The organism is Pseudomonas allokribbensis (assembly GCF_014863605.1).
GTDB lineage: Bacteria > Pseudomonadota > Gammaproteobacteria > Pseudomonadales > Pseudomonadaceae > Aquipseudomonas > Aquipseudomonas allokribbensis.
This window is the reverse complement of record NZ_CP062252.1, coordinates 1,867,419-1,884,997: the sequence shown is the minus strand read 5'-3', so window position 1 is coordinate 1,884,997 and position 17,579 is coordinate 1,867,419. Positions and strand designations below refer to the sequence as shown.

Sequence of the window (17,579 nt, the reverse complement as noted above, 5' to 3'; positions counted from 1 at the left end):
GCCCGGACGAGCAAAAAAGCCAATCGCCAGACAGCAAAAAGCCCGCACTGGGCGGGCTTTCTGTGGTGACCTGGCGTTCAGTGTTCCAGGTTACCGAATATGGCGCAGCGGACGGGACTCGAACCCGCGACCCCCGGCGTGACAGGCCGGTATTCTAACCGACTGAACTACCGCTGCGCGAAACGCTTGAAACGAATGGTGGGTGATGACGGGATCGAACCGCCGACATTCTGCTTGTAAGGCAGACGCTCTCCCAGCTGAGCTAATCACCCTTCGCTTCGTTACGGGACGCATTATGCCACAAGTTTTCGTAAAGTGTTGATTTAATTGAAGTTTTTTTCAAATAAATCCGAAAACCGGTGAAACGACACATTCCGCATGTACAACTCGAGGCAGAAAAAAACCCGCCTTGGCGGGTTTTTCCGTGGTGACCTGGCGTTCAGTGTTCCAGGTTACCGAATATGGCGCAGCGGACGGGACTCGAACCCGCGACCCCCGGCGTGACAGGCCGGTATTCTAACCGACTGAACTACCGCTGCGCTAAACACTTGAAACGAATGGTGGGTGATGACGGGATCGAACCGCCGACATTCTGCTTGTAAGGCAGACGCTCTCCCAGCTGAGCTAATCACCCTTCGCTTCGGTGTGGCGCGCATTCTACGGAGCGACCCAACCTCTGGCAAGCACTTTTTTAATTAATTTTCTCAGGCCTTCCAAAGGCTTAGAGAAGGGTTGGCCTATGACCCGGCGAAGACAATAATGCCCCCCTTTGTATAAAGGAGAGACTCACCCCATGTGGTTCAAGAACCTGCTTATCTATCGCCTGACCCAAGACCTGCCTGTCGATGCCGAGGCGCTGGAAACTGCACTGGCCACCAAACTGGCGCGTCCATGTGCAAGCCAGGAGTTGACCACCTACGGTTTCGTCGCGCCGTTCGGCAAGGGCGAAGATGCACCACTGGTGCACGTCAGCGGTGACTTCCTGCTGATCTCCGCCCGTAAGGAAGAACGCATTCTGCCGGGCAGCGTCGTACGCGACGCGGTCAAGGAAAAGGTCGAAGAGATCGAAGCCGAGCAGATGCGCAAGGTCTATAAGAAGGAACGCGATCAGATCAAGGATGAAATCATCCAGGCCTTCCTGCCGCGCGCCTTCATCCGCCGCTCGTCGACCTTCGCCGCCATCGCGCCGAAACAGGGCCTGATCCTGGTCAACTCCGCCAGCCCGAAACGCGCCGAAGACCTGCTCTCCACACTGCGTGAAGTGATCGGCACCCTGCCGGTTCGTCCGCTGACCGTGAAAACTGCGCCGACTGCCGTGATGACCGAATGGGTCACCACCCAGCAAGCCGCTCCGGACTTCTTCGTCCTGGACGAGTGCGAACTGCGCGACACCCACGAAGATGGCGGCATCGTGCGTTGCAAGCGTCAGGACCTGACCAGCGAAGAAATCCAACTGCACCTGAGCACCGGCAAAGTGGTGACTCAACTGTCGCTGGCCTGGCAGGACAAGCTGTCGTTCATGCTCGACGACAAAATGACCGTCAAACGCCTGAAGTTCGAAGATCTGTTGCAGGATCAGGCAGAACAGGACGGCGGCGACGAAGCCCTCGGCCAACTGGACGCCAGCTTCACCCTGATGATGCTGACGTTCGGCGACTTCCTGCCGGCGCTGGTCGAAGCGCTGGGTGGTGAAGAGACGCCACAGGGGATCTAAGCCTCTTAGCAGTCTTTGAGTTATCTTCAAACGCCACCGCTTCGGTGGCGTTTTCACATAATAAGGAACAGGCCATGCGCGCACTGGCTGCACTGAGTCGTTTTGTCGGCAACACCTTCGCTTACTGGGTTCTGATTTTCGCCGTGGTCGCGTTTCTGCAGCCGGCCTGGTTCCTCGGTCTGAAAGGCGCAATCGTGCCGCTGCTTGGGCTGGTGATGTTCGGCATGGGCCTGACCCTCAAACTCGACGATTTCGCCGCCGTCGCCCGCCATCCTTGGCGCGTGGCGCTGGGCGTGCTTGCGCATTTCGTGATCATGCCGGGGATGGCGTGGTTGCTTTGCCAGGTTTTTCACCTGCCGCCGGAAATCGCCGTCGGGGTGATTCTGGTCGGTTGCTGCCCAAGCGGCACGTCATCGAACGTCATGACCTGGCTGGCCCGAGGCGATCTGGCGCTGTCGGTGGCCATCGCCGCCGTCACCACCCTCCTCGCCCCGCTGCTGACACCGGCGCTGATCTGGCTGCTGGCCTCCGCGTGGTTGCCGGTTTCGTTCATGGAATTGTTCTGGTCGATCCTGCAAGTAGTGCTGCTGCCGATCATCCTCGGTGTGGTGGCGCAACGACTTCTCGGTGACAAGGTTCGGCATGCGGTGGAAGTATTGCCGCTGGTGTCAGTGGTCAGCATCGTGATCATCGTCGCCGCCGTGGTTGCCGCCAGTCAGGCGAAAATCGCCGAATCCGGCCTGCTGATCATGGCGGTGGTGATGCTGCACAACAGCTTCGGCTATTTGCTGGGTTACTTCACCGGGCGCCTGTTCGGTTTGCCGCTGGCTCAGCGCAAGTCCCTGGCGCTGGAGGTCGGCATGCAGAACTCCGGGCTCGGCGCTGCGTTGGCCAGTGCGCACTTTTCGCCACTGGCGGCGGTGCCGAGCGCGCTGTTCAGCGTGTGGCACAACATTTCCGGGGCGCTGCTGTCGACCTACTTCCGCCGAATGAGCGAAAAGGAAGACCGTGAAACGTTGGCCCAACAGGCAGCCGACTGAGCCCGGATCAATGCGCGGCGCACAATTTTAGGTAGTATGTGCGCCACGCGGGGACGACCCTGCGGCTCAATCGAGTTTTCAATCTGGGGACGGCCCCGTCAATCGATGGAGGTCTTTCATGTCCTGGATCATTCTGTTTTTCGCCGGCCTGTTCGAAGTCGGCTGGGCCGTCGGCCTCAAATACACCGATGGTTTCAGCCGTCCGCTGCCCACTGTTCTCACCGTCGCGGCCATGGCTGTCAGCCTTGGCCTGCTGGGTCTGGCGATGAAAGAACTGCCGCTGGGCACGGCTTATGCGATCTGGACTGGCGTTGGTGCCGTGGGCACGGTGATTGCCGGGATCATTCTGTTTGGTGAGTCGATGGCATTGATTCGGCTGGCCAGCGTTGCACTGATCATCACCGGATTGATCGGGCTCAAGGTCAGCGCCTGAGCCGTTGCCGCCATCACCGATGCATCGGTGATGGTGGCTTCACAAACAACTATCTGACTGTCCCGCGCAACTCTCCCACCAACGCCTGCAACTCGGCAGGCTGCGCCGCCTCGACCGCCACCGGCGAACCCGCGACCAGCGTTACCCGCGACCACAAACGGTGAAAAAGCCCTTTCTTGGGATCGCGGCTGAAGAAACTCCCCCACAACCCCTGCAACGCCAGCGGAATCACCGGCACCGGTGTCTCTTCGAGAATCCGCGTCAGCCCGCCCTTGAACTCGTTGATCTCGCCATCGGCAGTCAACTTGCCTTCGGGGAAGATGCAGACAAGCTCACCGTCCTTCAGATACTGGGCTATCCGGGTGAAGGCCTTTTCGTAGATCTGGATGTCTTCCTGGCGTCCGGCGATAGGAATGGTGCCCGCCGTGCGGAAGATAAAGTTCAGTACCGGCAGGTTGTAGATCTTGTAGTACATGACAAAGCGAATCGGCCGACGCACCGCGCCGCCAATCAGCAACGCATCAACGAACGATACGTGGTTGCACACCAGCAACGCCGCGCCCTCATCGGGAATCGCTTCAAGATTGCGATGCTCGACGCGGTACATGGAATGGCTGAGCAGCCAGATCATGAAACGCATGCTGAACTCGGGGACGATCTTGAAGATGTAGGCGTTGACGCCGATGTTGAGCAGCGACACCACCAGAAACAGCTGTGGAATCGACAGTTTGACCACGCTCAGCAACACGATGGAAACGATGGCCGAAATCACCATGAACAGCGCGTTGAGAATGTTGTTGGCCGCAATCACCCGCGCCCGCTCGTTCTCGGCGGTGCGCGACTGGATCAACGCATACAGCGGCACAATGTAGAAACCGCCAAAGATGCCAAGGCCGAGGATGTCGACCAGTACCGCCCAGGCGTGGCCGAAGCCCAGCACTTCAGTCCAGCTATGGCCAACGGCGCTCTCCGGAATACCACCGGAATGCCACCACAGCAACAGCCCGAAAACCGTCAGGCCAAACGAACCGAACGGCACCAGACCGATCTCGACTTTGCGCCCGGAAAGCTTCTCGCAAAGCATGGAACCGAGGGCAATACCGACCGAGAACACCGTGAGAATCAGGGTGACCACGGTTTCATCGCCGTGCATCCATTCCTTGGCGTAGGCCGGGATCTGTGTCAGATAAATCGCCCCGACAAACCAGAACCACGAGTTGCCGACAATCGAGCGCGACACCGCCGGGGTCTGGCCCAACCCGAGTTTCAGCGTGGCCCAGGACTGGCTGAAAATGTTCCAGTTCAGGCGCATTTCCGGAGAAGCGGCCGCCGCCCGGGGAATGCTGCGGCTGGCGAGGTAACCGAGTACGGCGATGCCGACAATTGCGGTCGACACCAGTGGCGCATAGTGCGACGAGGACATGATGACCCCGGCACCAATGGTGCCGGCCAGGATAGCCAGGAACGTGCCCATTTCTACCAGACCGTTGCCGCCGACCAGTTCATCCTCGTGCAAGGCCTGCGGCAGGATCGAGTACTTCACCGGCCCGAACAGCGCCGAGTGCGTGCCCATGGCGAACAGCGCCACCAGCATCAGCGACAGGTGGTCGAACAGGAAGCCGACCGATCCCACCGCCATGATGGCGATTTCTGCGAGTTTGATCAGACGGATCAGCGCATCCTTGGCGAACTTTTCTCCGAACTGTCCGGCCAGCGCCGAAAACAGGAAGAACGGCAGAATAAACAGCAACGCACACAGGTTGACCCAGATCGAACGGTCACCTTCGATGGTCAGCCGATAGAGAATGGCGAGGATCAGCGACTGCTTGAACACGTTGTCGTTGAACGCGCCCAGCGACTGGGTGATGAAGAACGGCAGGAAGCGCCGGGTACGCAGCAGGTTGAACTGTGAGGGGTGACTCATCTTCCGTGTGTCCCTGATGTTGGGTAGCGAGTGGCCTGGATACGCTTATTGGAATGTCGATCCGCGATCCAGGCCACACCTTACCTAAACTTTTCAGGTTATTTCTTCAAACCTGCAATGCACGGTGAAACAAACAGCTCGCCGCGCCATGCGCCTTGCAGCGTGCGCTTGCCGACGATCAGCCACATCACTGCCAGCAACGTCACCAGCACACAACCGGCCACGCTGAAGAATGTCAGGTTCAACGTGCTGCCCAATTTCAGGGTCGCCAGCGAATACACGCCCAACGGGAAGGTAAATCCCCACCAGCCGAGGTTGAACGGGATGCCGTCGCGCAGATAACGCACGGTGATCAGCAGCGCCATCAACATCCACCACAAGCCAAAGCCCCAGAGCGTGATCCCGGCTATCAGGCCCAGGCCCGAAGCGATTTCACCGATGCCCGGCATGCCATTGGCCGCGAAGATCGCCGGCGCATCACCGCCCAGCAGCAGCATGCCCAAGGCACCGGTGCCGATCGGCCCCAGAGCGAGCCAGCTCGAAGCCGCCATGTTTTCGTGGGGCAGTTTGTGCAGGGCCATACGCAACAGCAGGATGGTCAGAATGCTGAACGCCACGGGTAAGGAAAAGGCCCAGAGCACGTAGCTCGTCGCCAGCACCACCAGTTGCGAGTGCGCGTCGGCCAGGTGCGGCGCCAGCAGTCCGCCGCTGGCTGCCGCCACTTCTGCCGCCACCACCGGCAACAGCCAGACAGCGGTCATCTGATCGATGCTGTGTTCCTGGCGGGTGAACATCATGTAGGGAATCAGCACACCGCAGGCCAGCGACATCGCCACGTCCAGCCACCACAGCACTTCGGCGAGGTGAATCACACCGTCGCCCCAGCGCGGCAGGCCGAACAACAGAAAACCGTTGATGATGGTCGCCAGGCCCATGGGAATGGTGCCGAAGAACATCGAAACCGTAGAGTGGCCGAAGATCCGCCGCGCTTCGTCGAAGAACAGAATCCAGCGCGCGGCGTAGGCAGCGGTAAACAGCACGAACAACAGAATGTTGAACATCCACAACCCTTCGGCCACGGCGTGCAGCCCCGGGATGGCGAAAGGCAGTTGTGCCAGCGCCAACGCCAGCACGCCGGTACCCATGGTCGCGGCGAACCAGTTCGGTGTGAATTGACGGATCACTTCACGCGGATGCTGAAGCTGGCTGAAAGGCTTGATGCCGGGTTTGGCACTGTTGGGGCAAGTCATCATGAACTCCTGTCCTCAGGTGAGGTTGAGTCCATGGTAGAACCGAATCGAATATCTATATAACGGGTAATATCTCTAACTGTTATCTGTTTTGTAGATATGTAGTCAGACGCTGCCTTCGGTTTCAATCACCAGAATCCGCGCAGCGCCTTGCGGATGAGCAACATGCTCCGTGCCGATGGACGCGTAGAAGATGTCACCGACATCGAGCTGCACCTGCTTTTCCTCGCCTTCTTCGCGGTAGTGCATGAGCACCTGACCGTCGAGCACCACGAACACTTCCTCGCCATCGTTGACGTGCCATTTGTACGGCTGATCAGTCCAGTGCAATCGCGTGGTGATGCCGTTCATGTTGGCGATGTCGAGCGCGCCCCAGGCACGCTCGGCAGTGAAGGTCTTGCTGCGGATAATCTTCATGAGTCGATCCGTGAGAAGAATGGGCTGGCCAAGGCTAACCGAATCCGCCGGCTTATGGCGCGCTACAGGTCTTGGCCGCTTGTGGACGGAAACTCATCAGCAGCGCGCCGACCGCCAGCACGATCAGCACCGCACCATACACATCGGTGGTGGCCAGCAGGCCCTGGCTGTGGGTGAAGTGCCCGGCCAGCAATGCCGGCAGGCAGAACGCCAAGTAACTCAGCACATAAAATGCCGACATCAACCCCGCCCGTTCATGGGGTAACGCCAGCGGCACCAGACTGCGCACCGCACCGAGAAAACCGGAGCCAAATCCACAACCGGCGACCAGCGTGCCGAAAAAGAACAGTGACAGACTGGCGCTGTGCACCCCCAACAGAATCAGCACGATGCCGGCCGGCAACAGGCTTGCGCCGAGTTGCAGCGCCCGGGAGGCTGGACGATTGCGCAAGGTGAAAATCATAAGTGCACCGGTCACGGTCAACGCCGCCACAGTCGCGCCGCCGATCAGATTGGAGGTGGAACCGGTCGCCGTGCGCACCAGTGACGGTGCCAGCGAGGCATAAAAACCGCCGAGCGCCCAGGTCGCGGTGTTCAGCGGCAACACTCGCCACAGCGTCGAGCGCGCCTGAACCGGTACATGCAGGGTCGGCCGCAACGAGGCCCAGGCCCCCGCTTGCGGCGAGACGCTTTCCGGCAAGCGCCAGACATAAATCCCCTGCAACACAAACAGCACGAGCAGCAGCCAATAGGTCAGTTGCAGTGGCGCGGGCGCGAATTCCGCCAGCAAACCGCAACCCATCGCACCGAGCGCCATGCCGAGCAACGGCGCGACGCTGTTGATCAGCGGCCCTTGCTGGCGATCGGTGTCCAGCAGTGTCGCGCTCAACACGGCAGTGGCCATGCCAGTGGCAAACCCTTGCAGCACCCGCGCGACGATCAGCCAGCCCACGCTGTCGGCGTAGACAAACAGCAGCATCGCCAGGGCATTCAGGACCACGGCGGTGAAAATCACCGGTTTGCGGCCCAGGTGATCCGACAGCGAACCGACCGTCAGCAGCGCGGCCAGCAGACTCAGCGCGTAAACGCCGAAAATCAGGGTCAGCAGCGCCGCCGAGAAATGCAGGTGATCCTGGTACAGGTGATACAACGGCGTCGGCGCGGTGGAAGCGGCGAGAAAACTGAGTAAGGTGATCGCCAGAAACCACAGGCTGGAACGGTTGGAAGCAAGGCGGGTCATGGACATACTCCTTAAAAGCTATTTTTTTGCTTTTGCGGAGTGTGCTCCCGACTTGCGCTTAAAGCAAATTCTTTGTGTTAAGGTCTGGCACATGCCTATTAAAGAAAGTAGCCGTCCCGGCGGCCGAAGCGCCCGGGTACAGGAATCGATTCACGGCGCCGTGCGCGCACTCCTCGAAGAGCAGGAGCGCTCCACCGTGACCGTTCCGCAGATTGCCGCGCGGGCCGGGGTCACGCCCTCGACCATTTATCGGCGCTGGGGCGATCTGTCGGCGCTGCTCGCCGACGTCGCCCTCGCCCGCCTGCGCCCTGAAAGCGATCCGCTGGAAACCGGCAGCCTGCGCGGCGATATCCGCGCCTGGGCCGAGCAGTATCTGGACGAAATGAGTTCCGAGCCGGGGCGCAATGTCATGCGCGACGTGCAGGCCAGCGCCACACCGGGATTCTGCATCGCGATCATTGCCGATCAGTTGCAGACCATTGTCGATCGCTTCCCGGATCAGTCGCCACCGAGCGTGGATCACCTGATCAACCTGGTGGTTTCGCCAACGGTGTTCCGCATCCTGTTTGCCGTGGCGCCGCTGGAAGTCGAAGAACTGCACCGACTGATCGACATCGCGCTGCGTCAGGACTGACAGCGCAGAACCGCCCGGTTCTGCGCCTGCGACACCCCGCCACGCCACGACCTTGGTCGACACTGACTAACCGCCGCGCACATGCGAGACTGTCTGGCCGGACGCGAGTCCGGTCGTATTTTGTCGGGAGTGCTCCATGTCGTTGTCCAGCGGGCTGATCGCCGCCGTCGCCCTGGCCTATATGGCCATCATGTTCGCCATCGCCTTCTACGGCGACCGTCGCAGCGCGCCGTTGCCGCCGCGGATGCGTGCCTGGGTGTACAGCCTGTCGCTGGCGGTCTACTGCACCAGCTGGACGTTCTTTGGCGCGGTCGGTCAGGCGGCCGAACAGCTCTGGTCTTTCCTGCCGATTTACCTCGGGCCGATCCTGCTGTTGCTGGGCGCGCCATGGGTCCTGCAAAAAATGGTGATGATCAGCAAGCAGGAGAACATCACCTCCATCGCCGACTTCATCGCCGCCCGGTATGGCAAATCCCAATCGCTGGCGGTGGTGGTCGCGCTGATCTGCCTCGTGGGTGTCCTGCCTTATATAGCCTTGCAACTCAAAGGCATTGTCCTCGGGGTAAACCTGCTGATCGGTGCCGGTGCCGACGCCATGGGCACCCGCGCCCAGGACACGGCGCTGATCGTGTCTCTGGTGCTGGCGCTGTTCACCATCGTTTTCGGCACGCGCAACCTCGACGCCACCGAGCACCACCGGGGCATGGTGCTGGCGATTGCGTTCGAGTCGCTGGTGAAGTTGTTCGCCTTCCTCGCCGTCGGCGCCTTCGTCACTTATGGCCTGTATGACGGCTTCGACGACCTGTTCAATCAGGCAATGCTCGCCCCGCGCCTTGAGGAATACTGGAAAGAAACCATCAACTGGCCGTCGATGGTGGTGCAGACCGGCGTGGCGATGATGGCGATCATCTGCCTGCCCCGGCAGTTCCATGTGACGGTAGTGGAGAACATCGACCCGCAGGACTTGCGTCTGGCCAAATGGGTGTTCCCGGCCTATCTCGCGTTGGCGGCGCTGTTTGTAGTCCCGATCGCCCTGGCCGGTCAGATGATGTTGCCCAGCTCCGTCATCCCGGACTCTTTCGTCATCAGCCTGCCGCTGGCCCAGGCCCACCCGGCGCTGGCGATGCTGGCGTTCATTGGCGGCGCCTCGGCGGCCACCGGCATGGTGATCGTGGCGAGTGTGGCGCTGTCGACCATGGTCTCCAACGACATGCTGTTGCCGTGGCTGTTGCGGCGCAACAATGCCGAGCGGCCGTTCGAAGTGTTCCGTCAGTGGATGCTCTCGGTGCGCCGGGTCAGCATCGTGGTCATTCTGTTGCTGGCTTACGTCAGCTACCGCCTGCTTGGCTCCACCGCGAGCCTGGCGACCATCGGCCAGATTGCCTTCGCCGCCGTGACCCAACTGGCACCGGCCATGCTCGGCGCGCTGTACTGGAAACAGGCCAACCGCCGAGGCGTGTTCGCCGGTCTCGCCGCCGGCACATTCCTGTGGTTCTACACCCTGATCTTGCCGATTGCCGCCCGCAGCCTCGGCTGGTCGCTGGACACGTTCCCCGGCCTGGCCTGGCTGCACAGCAACCCGCTGAACCTGCCGATCACCCCGCTGACCCAAGGCGTGGTGCTGTCGTTGGCGGGTAACTTCACGTTGTTCGCCTGGGTCTCGGTGTTGTCGCGCACCCGGGTGTCGGAACACTGGCAGGCCGGGCGTTTCATCGGTCAGGAAATCAGTGCCCGGCCCAGCGCACGCTCGATGCTGGCGGTGCAGATCGACGACTTACTGCAACTGGCCGCACGGTTTGTCGGCGAAGAGCGTGCGCGCCAGAGCTTCATCCGCTTCGCTTATCGTCAGGGCAAAGGCTTCAACCCGAACCAGAACGCCGACGGTGAATGGATCGCCCACACCGAACGTTTGCTGGCCGGTGTCCTTGGCGCGTCTTCGACACGGGCTGTAGTAAAAGCCGCCATCGAAGGTCGGGAAATGCAGCTGGAGGACGTCGTCCGGATCGCCGACGAAGCCTCGGAAGTGTTGCAGTTCAACCGCGCGCTGCTGCAAGGCGCCATCGAGAACATCACGCAGGGCATCAGCGTGGTCGACCAGTCGCTGAAACTGGTGGCCTGGAACCGGCGCTATCTGGAGCTGTTCAACTACCCGGACGGTTTGATCAGCGTCGGCCGGCCGATTGCCGACATCATTCGCTACAACGCCGAGCGCGGCTTGTGTGGTCCCGGCGAAGCGGAGGTCCACGTCGCCCGCCGCCTGCACTGGATGCGTCAGGGCCGCGCCCACACGTCTGAACGACTGTTCCCCAACGGCCGGGTGATCGAGCTGATCGGCAACCCGATGCCCGGTGGCGGTTTCGTCATGAGCTTCACCGACATCACCGCGTTCCGTGAAGCCGAGCAGGCGCTGACCGAGGCCAACGAAGGGCTGGAACAACGGGTCAGTGAACGCACTCAGGAACTGTCGCAACTCAACGTCGCGCTGACAGAGGCCAAGGGCAACGCAGAAGCGGCCAACCAGTCGAAAACCCGCTTTCTGGCAGCGGTCAGCCACGACTTGATGCAGCCATTGAACGCCGCGCGGCTGTTCTCCGCCGCCCTCTCCCATCAGGACGACGGCTTGAGCGGCGAAGCGCAGAAACTGGTGCAGCACCTGGACAGTTCGCTGCGTTCGGCCGAAGACCTGATCAGCGACTTGCTGGACATTTCCCGCCTGGAAAACGGCAAGATCAACCCGGATCGCAAGCCGTTCGCGGTCAATGAGCTGTTCGATATTCTCGGCGCGGAGTTCAAGGCGCTGGCGCAGGAACAGGGCCTGAATTTCCGGGTGCGCGGCAGTCATTTGCGCATCGACAGCGACATCAAGTTGCTACGGCGGATCCTGCAAAACTTCCTCACCAATGCCTTCCGCTATGCAAAAGGCCCGGTGTTGCTGGGCGTGCGCCGGCGACAGGGCGAGATTTGCCTGGAGGTCTGGGATCGCGGACCGGGGATTCCGGAAGACAAGCAACAAGTGATTTTCGAGGAATTCAAACGCCTCGACAGCCACCAGACCCGCGCCGAGAAAGGCCTGGGCCTGGGCCTGGCGATTGCCGACGGCTTGTGCCGGGTGCTCGGGCACACCTTGCGCGTGCGTTCATGGCCGGGGCGCGGCAGCGTGTTCAGTGTGCGGGTGCCGCTGGCCCGCACGCAGACTGCCCAGCCGAGCGCTGCGGTCGAACTCAACGGCAAGTTGCACAGCGGCGCGCAGGTGCTGTGCATCGACAACGAAGACAGCATTCTGATCGGCATGAACAGCCTGCTCACGCGCTGGGGTTGTCAGGTGTGGACGGCGCGCAACCGCGAGGAATGCGCGGCCCTGCTCAACGATGGGGTGCGGCCGCAACTGGCGCTGGTGGATTTCCACCTCGACCACGGTGAGACCGGCACCGATCTGATGGCCTGGTTGCGTACGAGCCTGGGCGAACCGGTGCCCGGCGTGGTGATCAGCGCCGACGGACATCCGGAAACCGTGGCACAGGTGCACGCGGCGGGGCTGGATTACCTGGCCAAACCGGTGAAACCGGCGGCGTTACGGGCGTTGTTGAGTCGCTATTTGCCTCTCTAAAAGCGCCGCTCTGACAACGCCGCTTATTCAGGCAGCTCGACCAAGCCGTCGGCATCGGTCATTGCGCGTTCCAGCAGATCTGCCGGCAGGCTCTTGCTGGCCCGTGCGCCGAGCAGTTTGAGCTGCTCGCTGCGGCTGACAAGGTTGCCGCGCCCTTCTGTCAGCTTGTTTCGCGCTGCGCTGTAGGCTTTGTCCAGCTGTTGCAGACGATTACCGACTTCGTCCAGATCCTGAATGAACAACACGAACTTGTCGTACAGCCATCCGGCACGCTCGGCGATTTCCCGGGCGTTCTGGCTCTGGCGCTCCTGCTTCCACAGGCTGTCGATGACCCGCAGGGTGGCGAGCAGCGTGGTCGGGCTGACGATCACGATGTTGCGGTCGAAGGCTTCCTGGAACAGCGTCGGCTCGGCTTGCAACGCCGCAGAAAACGCCGCTTCGATGGGCACGAACAGCAAGACGAAATCGAGGCTGTGCAGCCCTTCCAGACGCTTGTAGTCCTTGCCGGCCAGGCCTTTGACGTGGCTGCGCAGCGACAGCACGTGCTGCTTCATGGCGATCTGGCCAATCGCATCGTCATCGGCCGCCACGTATTGCTGGTACGCCGTGAGGCTGACCTTGGAGTCGACCACCACTTGTTTATCGCCCGGCAGGTAAATGATCACGTCCGGCTGAAAGCGCTCGCCGTCCGGGCCCTTGAGGTTGACCTGGGTCTGGTACTCGCGGCCCTTCTCCAGCCCGGCATGTTCCAGGACCCGCTCCAGAATCAGCTCGCCCCAGTTGCCCTGGGTTTTCTGGCCTTTCAGGGCGCGGGTCAGGTTGGTCGCTTCATCGCTCAAGCGCAGGTTCAGTTGCTGCAGGCGCTCAAGCTCCTTGGCCAGCGAGAAGCGCTCGCGGGCTTCGGCCTGATAGCTTTCCTCGACACGCTTTTCGAAGGACTGGATGCGCTCTTTCAACGGGTCGAGCAACTGCCCGAGACGCTGCTGACTGGTTTCGGCGAAACGCTGTTCACGTTCATCAAAGATCTTGCCGGCCAGTTCGGCGAACTGGGCGCGCAACTCGTCACGGGAACCTTGCAGGTCATCGAGACGCTGCTGATGGCTTTCCTGCTGCTCACGCAACTCGGCACTCAGTGAAGCCGCCTGAGCGTCCAGGCGCCGCAGCTCGGCTTCCTTGTTGGCGCGCTCGAGGTTCCAGGCATGAGCGGCGTCACGGGCGTCGTCGCGCTCGATCTGCAACAGTTCGACTTCCCGGCGCACGGCCGCAAGATCCGCTTGTTTGGAGGCATTGGCCTGGCCGAGGTCGGCGACTTCGTCGCGACTGGCTTCGAGCTGGGCGTTGAGGCCGTCCTGGGCCATTTGTGCCATGGCCAGTCGTTCTTCGAGCAACGCGACTTCGGACTCGCCATGACTGGCCCGGCGCTGCAGTTGCCAGGCCAGCGCCAGCAGCGGCACGGCCGCGCCCGCCAACCCGAGCAAGATGCTGGTCAAGTCCATCGCCATAGTCATTCCCGCCGATCCGATAAAGTCTGAAGGTTAACCAAGGCGTCAGGTCTTGGACAGCTCAGTCTTCGATCAGGCCGAGTTCCTGTTGCGCACGTCGATCACCCGCACGGGCAGCCTGACGCAGCAGGTCCTGGCCGATACGACGATCCCGGGCATTGCCGCACTCACGGCACATCAACTGGCCAAGGCGACTTTGTGCAGCAACCACGCCTTCCCGGGCCGGTTGCTTGAGCAGGCGGCCGGCGAGGTGCTTGGCGTTCTGGCTGTCGCCCAGGCGCGGGCTGTCCAGCAGCCATTCGGCCACGCGCACGGAAAATCGCTTGGGAGCGGTAACACGAGAGGGTTGGGAGGTAACAGAATCTGGAGCTGAGCGAAACTTCATAAAGCACTGTGGGACAGATCGGAGGGCGCGCCACTCTACTCTTTTTTTCGCACAGGTAAAGTCGAAAAAAACCCGGCACGCCCGTGCTAGAGCAAGCGCTCGGGACAATCCACAGAAGCTGTGGATAACTCAGTGGACAACCGTCCCTGACTCGCCGCAAAGCCTTGTGGAATGGGGCCCGCAGTCAAACTGACGATTTTTTCACCAGTAAAAAAAAGCGATGTTTTTCATTGACTTAAACTTTCGTTACAGGCAGCCACCGGGGTCAGGATCGATGTGACAGCGTCGTTACCGTCCGCGCAACTAATGTGCACAAGTACCTGTTACGCGGTTATATCGGTGCGCTTTTTCGGGTCGTTTTGGCAGCCGGGTTGGGGATAAGCCCTTGCGCTTCGCGGGTTCGGCTTGCCCTCTGCGACGACCGACGGTCGGAATGTGAGCCAAATCGGGGCGGGGCCGGGGCTTGAGGCACCGTCTGTTGGTTCTTTTTAAAAATCAGGTTTGCCTTCCTCGAAGTGTTCCGTTAGTATCCGCGGCGTTAGTACCAAGCTGAAAGTCAATTCCGGTCGAACAAACCCCACGGTCAGCCTTCTCCCCGAGAAGCCTCCTCCGACAAAGCGGGACCGACCCCTCGATGGTTTCCAGGTAAATCTTGCGACGACACAGCCTTTGAATCGAATGCAAAGGGTGTTGCGAAGACCACTTACTCTGACCGAACCAACCTGCAAATTGATCAGGATCTTCACCCCGGGCCCAGAACCTTTGCCCTCGATGTGTTGCCTGCCCTCCTAAGTACCTACCTGCCAGCCCAAGCGCGCCAACTTATCAGCGCTTCAAACTGGCTGCTTTGTTCCAGTCGGGTTCTTCGTTCGACCAATGGTGGTCGACGTTACTGGAACGTTTTAACGTTGCACGGTTCTTATCCGTGTCATTTGTAGGAACACCTAATAACTATGTCTACTCAAATCCAGACTCAGGATGCCATTCGCACCCTAACCAACGCTTTTGCTCCAATGAACTGCCTGATCATGGCTGCTCGCAAAGGCTGCTTCAGCTTCACCGTGGTCAATGAACACGGGATCGCCCGCCACAGCGAGCGTCTGTACCCCGATCAGTACTCCAGCGCCGAACCGCTGCAGGCCGTGATTGATCGCACCCGTCAGGCATTGATCGCCTGAGAGGCCGAAATGGCTGCAAAAGCAAAAGCCCCGCCTGAAACGCGGGGCTTTTTATTGCCCGATGTTTCTCTTTTTGCCGCTCACGGTTAAGCACCAACCGATATAACGGTTATAACTGCTCGCCGGAAATATTTTAAAAACAGGCCTTTACGTCGCGAATATGACACTACACTTCAACTCAAGCGGCGTGATCCGCTTCCGGCGGGCCTGAGTCGATTCACAGCTGCCAAGCTCCCCTTCAGGTCTCGCCGCCCAATAACAAGATCCGAGGGTTTTATGGGTATCGCTGCCAGCGAACTGTGCCGCTATGTGATCCGTCCAACGCTGATTTATCTGGGACGTCACTGCGCCACCGCCGAATCCCTGCTGCTGGGCATCGCCGCCAGCCAGTCCGCCCTCGGTTCCGCCCTGCATGACCGCCGCGGCCACGGCCTGTACCGGATTGCCGAGCATCGCCACCAGGCGCTCTGGGATCATTATCTGGCGCTCGATCCGGAGCGCGCCAGCCTGGTTCGCGGCCTCGCCAGCCAGCATGCCTTTCTCAGCGGCCCGCACCTCGAACTCACCGTCAACCTGCGTTACGCCACCGCCATCGCCTGGCTGCTGGTCGAAGAACAGAATCCCACCCTCCCCGACCCGGACGACCTGCTGGGAATGGCGCGTATCTGGCGTCAGACCTTTCAGCCCCAGGGTCGTCTGCGTGACTTCACCTGTGCATGGCAGACCTGTGTTTCACCGCTGAATCAGGTCGCGTGCTGACTCGCCAGTTTCGCAAGATCGTCCAACGGGTCGCGAATCTGGTCGGATTGTCCTACAAAACCGCTCTAACTCAAGCCATACGGACTATAGCGCTGGGACGAAAATGTTGGTAATTTTCGCCCCGGTGATCACCAGGAGTTCTAATAATGAAAAAAGTAATGCTCAAAACCACCCTTAGCCTTGCCGTTTCCTTGGCATCCACCCAGATTTTCGCAGCTGGCTTTGCCATCAACGAACACAGCATCAGCGGGATGGGGACTGGGTACGCCGGGCGATCTTCTTCTGCCGACGACGCAAGCACTGTTTATGGCAACCCTGCCGGCATGTCGCGCATCACGCGCGAACAAGTCACCGGTGGTGTTGCATTCCTCGACGCCAAGACCGATATCAGCGATGGTCGCTCCAGCCCTAACGGCGGCAGCAACAAAGGCGACATGGTGCCCTTTACCTCCGTACCTATGGGCTACTACGTCAAGCCGATCGACGAGCATTGGGCATTCGGCCTGGGTGTCTACGTACCTTTCGGCCTGATTACCGACTATGAAAAAGGCTTTGCCGGCCGTTACTTCGGCAGCAAGTCCGAAGTACAAGTCATCACCTTCCAGCCGACTGTCAGCTACAAGTTCAACGACGTCGTGTCGATCGGCTTCGGTCCGACCATCAACCGTATCGACGGCACCCTGGAATCCAACCTGTCGATCACTCAGGCCCTGCCGGACGGCAAGGTCAAGATCAAGGGTGACGACACTGCACTGGGCTACAACATCGGTGTGCTGGTACAAGCGACCGACACCACTCGCCTGGGTCTGACTTACCACTCGAAAGTCGACTACAAGCTCGAAGGCAACACCAAGGTCAACTACGGCGCTCTGGCCCTGGCCGGCCTCAGCTCCAGCCAGAAGTACGACGCTTCGCTGAAGATCACCACACCTGAATCCGTGGACTTCTCGGTCACTCAGGCGATCAACGATCGCTGGAACGTCTACGCCGGTACTACCTGGACCCGTTGGAGCCAGCTGGAAAAAATCACCGTCAAGAACTCCGGCGTTCAACCTGCACTGGCTGGCCAGTTCGGCGAGATCACCGAAGAACAGAACTGGCATGACACCTGGGCATACGCCATCGGTACGTCCTACCAGTTGAACAAGGAATGGGTACTGCGCACCGGTCTGACCTTCGACCAGTCGCCGACCAACAACGTCGACCGTTCGCCACGCATCCCTACCGGCGACCGCACGATCTTCAGCATCGGTGCCGGCTGGAGCCCGACCGAAGACCTGACCATCGACGTCGCTTACTCGTACCTGCAGGAAGAGAAAGTCAGCATCCGCAACGAGAACGATCGCGGTCAGACCTACGATTCCAAGTATGAAAACTCGGCAAACGGTTTCGGTGTTGGCGCAACCTACCGCTTCTGATGCTGTATGGCGAGGCTAACCCCTCGCCCACTAAAAAGCCCCGCTCTCTCGACAGAGGCGGGGCTTTTTAATGGGCGT

General features: G+C 60.4%; 14 protein-coding genes and 4 tRNA genes. 8 read left to right on the top strand and 10 right to left on the bottom strand.

Translation table 11 applies throughout. The features are described from left to right. Window positions 1-100: 100 nt before the first annotated feature. The 4 genes from IF199_RS08695 to IF199_RS08680 all read right to left on the bottom strand — a co-directional run bounded on the left by IF199_RS08695 (window position 101) and on the right by IF199_RS08680 (window position 634). Window positions 101-177, bottom strand: a tRNA-Asp gene (locus IF199_RS08695). Window positions 178-196: 19 nt separating this feature from the next. Further along, a tRNA-Val gene (locus IF199_RS08690) sits at window positions 197-272 on the bottom strand. Window positions 273-462: 190 nt separating this feature from the next. Further along, window positions 463-539: transfer RNA gene (locus tag IF199_RS08685), tRNA-Asp, on the bottom strand. A gap of 19 nt (window positions 540-558) precedes the next feature. Further along, window positions 559-634, bottom strand: a tRNA-Val gene (locus IF199_RS08680). Window positions 635-793: 159 nt separating this feature from the next. Between IF199_RS08680 and rdgC the strand changes: the two genes are divergently transcribed. From rdgC to sugE, 3 genes are all read left to right on the top strand, one after another. Continuing rightward, window positions 794-1,714 (top strand): recombination-associated protein RdgC, encoded by a 921-nt coding sequence (gene rdgC, locus IF199_RS08675; protein WP_007950430.1) that lies wholly within the window; start codon window positions 794-796, stop codon window positions 1,712-1,714. 74 nt (window positions 1,715-1,788) lie between these two features. Further along, the gene (locus tag IF199_RS08670; protein WP_192560133.1) at window positions 1,789-2,754 is read left to right on the top strand and encodes a bile acid:sodium symporter family protein; all 966 of its coding nucleotides are present in this window, start codon (window positions 1,789-1,791) and stop codon (window positions 2,752-2,754) included. A gap of 118 nt (window positions 2,755-2,872) precedes the next feature. Further along, complete coding sequence (gene sugE / locus IF199_RS08665; RefSeq protein ID WP_085732315.1) at window positions 2,873-3,187, top strand: quaternary ammonium compound efflux SMR transporter SugE; 315 nt, start codon at window positions 2,873-2,875, stop codon at window positions 3,185-3,187. Window positions 3,188-3,236: 49 nt separating this feature from the next. Here the strand turns inward: sugE and IF199_RS08660 are convergent, their stop codons facing one another. From IF199_RS08660 to IF199_RS08645, 4 genes are all read right to left on the bottom strand, one after another. After that, on the bottom strand, window positions 3,237-5,111 hold the full coding sequence (locus tag IF199_RS08660) for an MFS transporter (protein ID WP_192560132.1): 1,875 nt from the start codon (window positions 5,109-5,111) through the stop codon (window positions 3,237-3,239). 98 nt (window positions 5,112-5,209) lie between these two features. After that, a complete protein-coding gene (locus tag IF199_RS08655) occupies window positions 5,210-6,361 on the bottom strand; it encodes a TDT family transporter (RefSeq protein ID WP_096823009.1) in 1,152 nt (383 codons plus the stop codon). 105 nt (window positions 6,362-6,466) lie between these two features. Further along, a complete protein-coding gene (locus IF199_RS08650; protein ID WP_085682915.1) occupies window positions 6,467-6,778 on the bottom strand; it encodes a cupin domain-containing protein in 312 nt (103 codons plus the stop codon). Window positions 6,779-6,830: 52 nt separating this feature from the next. Beyond that, window positions 6,831-8,018 carry an MFS transporter gene (locus IF199_RS08645; protein WP_192560131.1) on the bottom strand — a complete coding sequence of 396 codons (1,188 nt, stop codon included), beginning with the start codon at window positions 8,016-8,018 and terminating at the stop codon, window positions 6,831-6,833. Between the two features lie 91 nt (window positions 8,019-8,109). Between IF199_RS08645 and IF199_RS08640 the strand changes: the two genes are divergently transcribed. Further along, window positions 8,110-8,652 (top strand): TetR/AcrR family transcriptional regulator, encoded by a 543-nt coding sequence (locus tag IF199_RS08640; RefSeq protein WP_096823007.1) that lies wholly within the window; start codon window positions 8,110-8,112, stop codon window positions 8,650-8,652. Between the two features lie 136 nt (window positions 8,653-8,788). Further along, complete coding sequence (locus tag IF199_RS08635) at window positions 8,789-12,259, top strand: hybrid sensor histidine kinase/response regulator (RefSeq protein WP_102622749.1); 3,471 nt, start codon at window positions 8,789-8,791, stop codon at window positions 12,257-12,259. Window positions 12,260-12,282: 23 nt separating this feature from the next. Here the strand turns inward: IF199_RS08635 and IF199_RS08630 are convergent, their stop codons facing one another. Both IF199_RS08630 and IF199_RS08625 read right to left on the bottom strand, forming a co-directional pair. Continuing rightward, window positions 12,283-13,647, bottom strand: coding sequence for a DNA recombination protein RmuC (locus tag IF199_RS08630; protein WP_176504913.1), 1,365 nt, complete (start codon window positions 13,645-13,647; stop codon window positions 12,283-12,285). A 175-nt stretch (window positions 13,648-13,822) separates the two neighbouring features. Continuing rightward, window positions 13,823-14,146 (bottom strand): SEL1-like repeat protein, encoded by a 324-nt coding sequence (locus IF199_RS08625; protein WP_096823004.1) that lies wholly within the window; start codon window positions 14,144-14,146, stop codon window positions 13,823-13,825. Between the two features lie 953 nt (window positions 14,147-15,099). On the opposite strand from IF199_RS08625, the gene IF199_RS08620 reads away from it, so the two are divergent. The 3 genes from IF199_RS08620 to IF199_RS08610 all read left to right on the top strand — a co-directional run bounded on the left by IF199_RS08620 (window position 15,100) and on the right by IF199_RS08610 (window position 17,501). Continuing rightward, window positions 15,100-15,324: a hypothetical protein gene (locus IF199_RS08620; RefSeq protein WP_007950419.1), complete on the top strand. Its 225-nt coding sequence runs from the start codon at window positions 15,100-15,102 to the stop codon at window positions 15,322-15,324. A 276-nt stretch (window positions 15,325-15,600) separates the two neighbouring features. Next, window positions 15,601-16,083 carry a hypothetical protein gene (locus IF199_RS08615; RefSeq protein WP_085732306.1) on the top strand — a complete coding sequence of 161 codons (483 nt, stop codon included), beginning with the start codon at window positions 15,601-15,603 and terminating at the stop codon, window positions 16,081-16,083. Window positions 16,084-16,229: 146 nt separating this feature from the next. Then, window positions 16,230-17,501: an OmpP1/FadL family transporter gene (locus IF199_RS08610; protein ID WP_096823003.1), complete on the top strand. Its 1,272-nt coding sequence runs from the start codon at window positions 16,230-16,232 to the stop codon at window positions 17,499-17,501. Window positions 17,502-17,579: the final 78 nt, after the last annotated feature.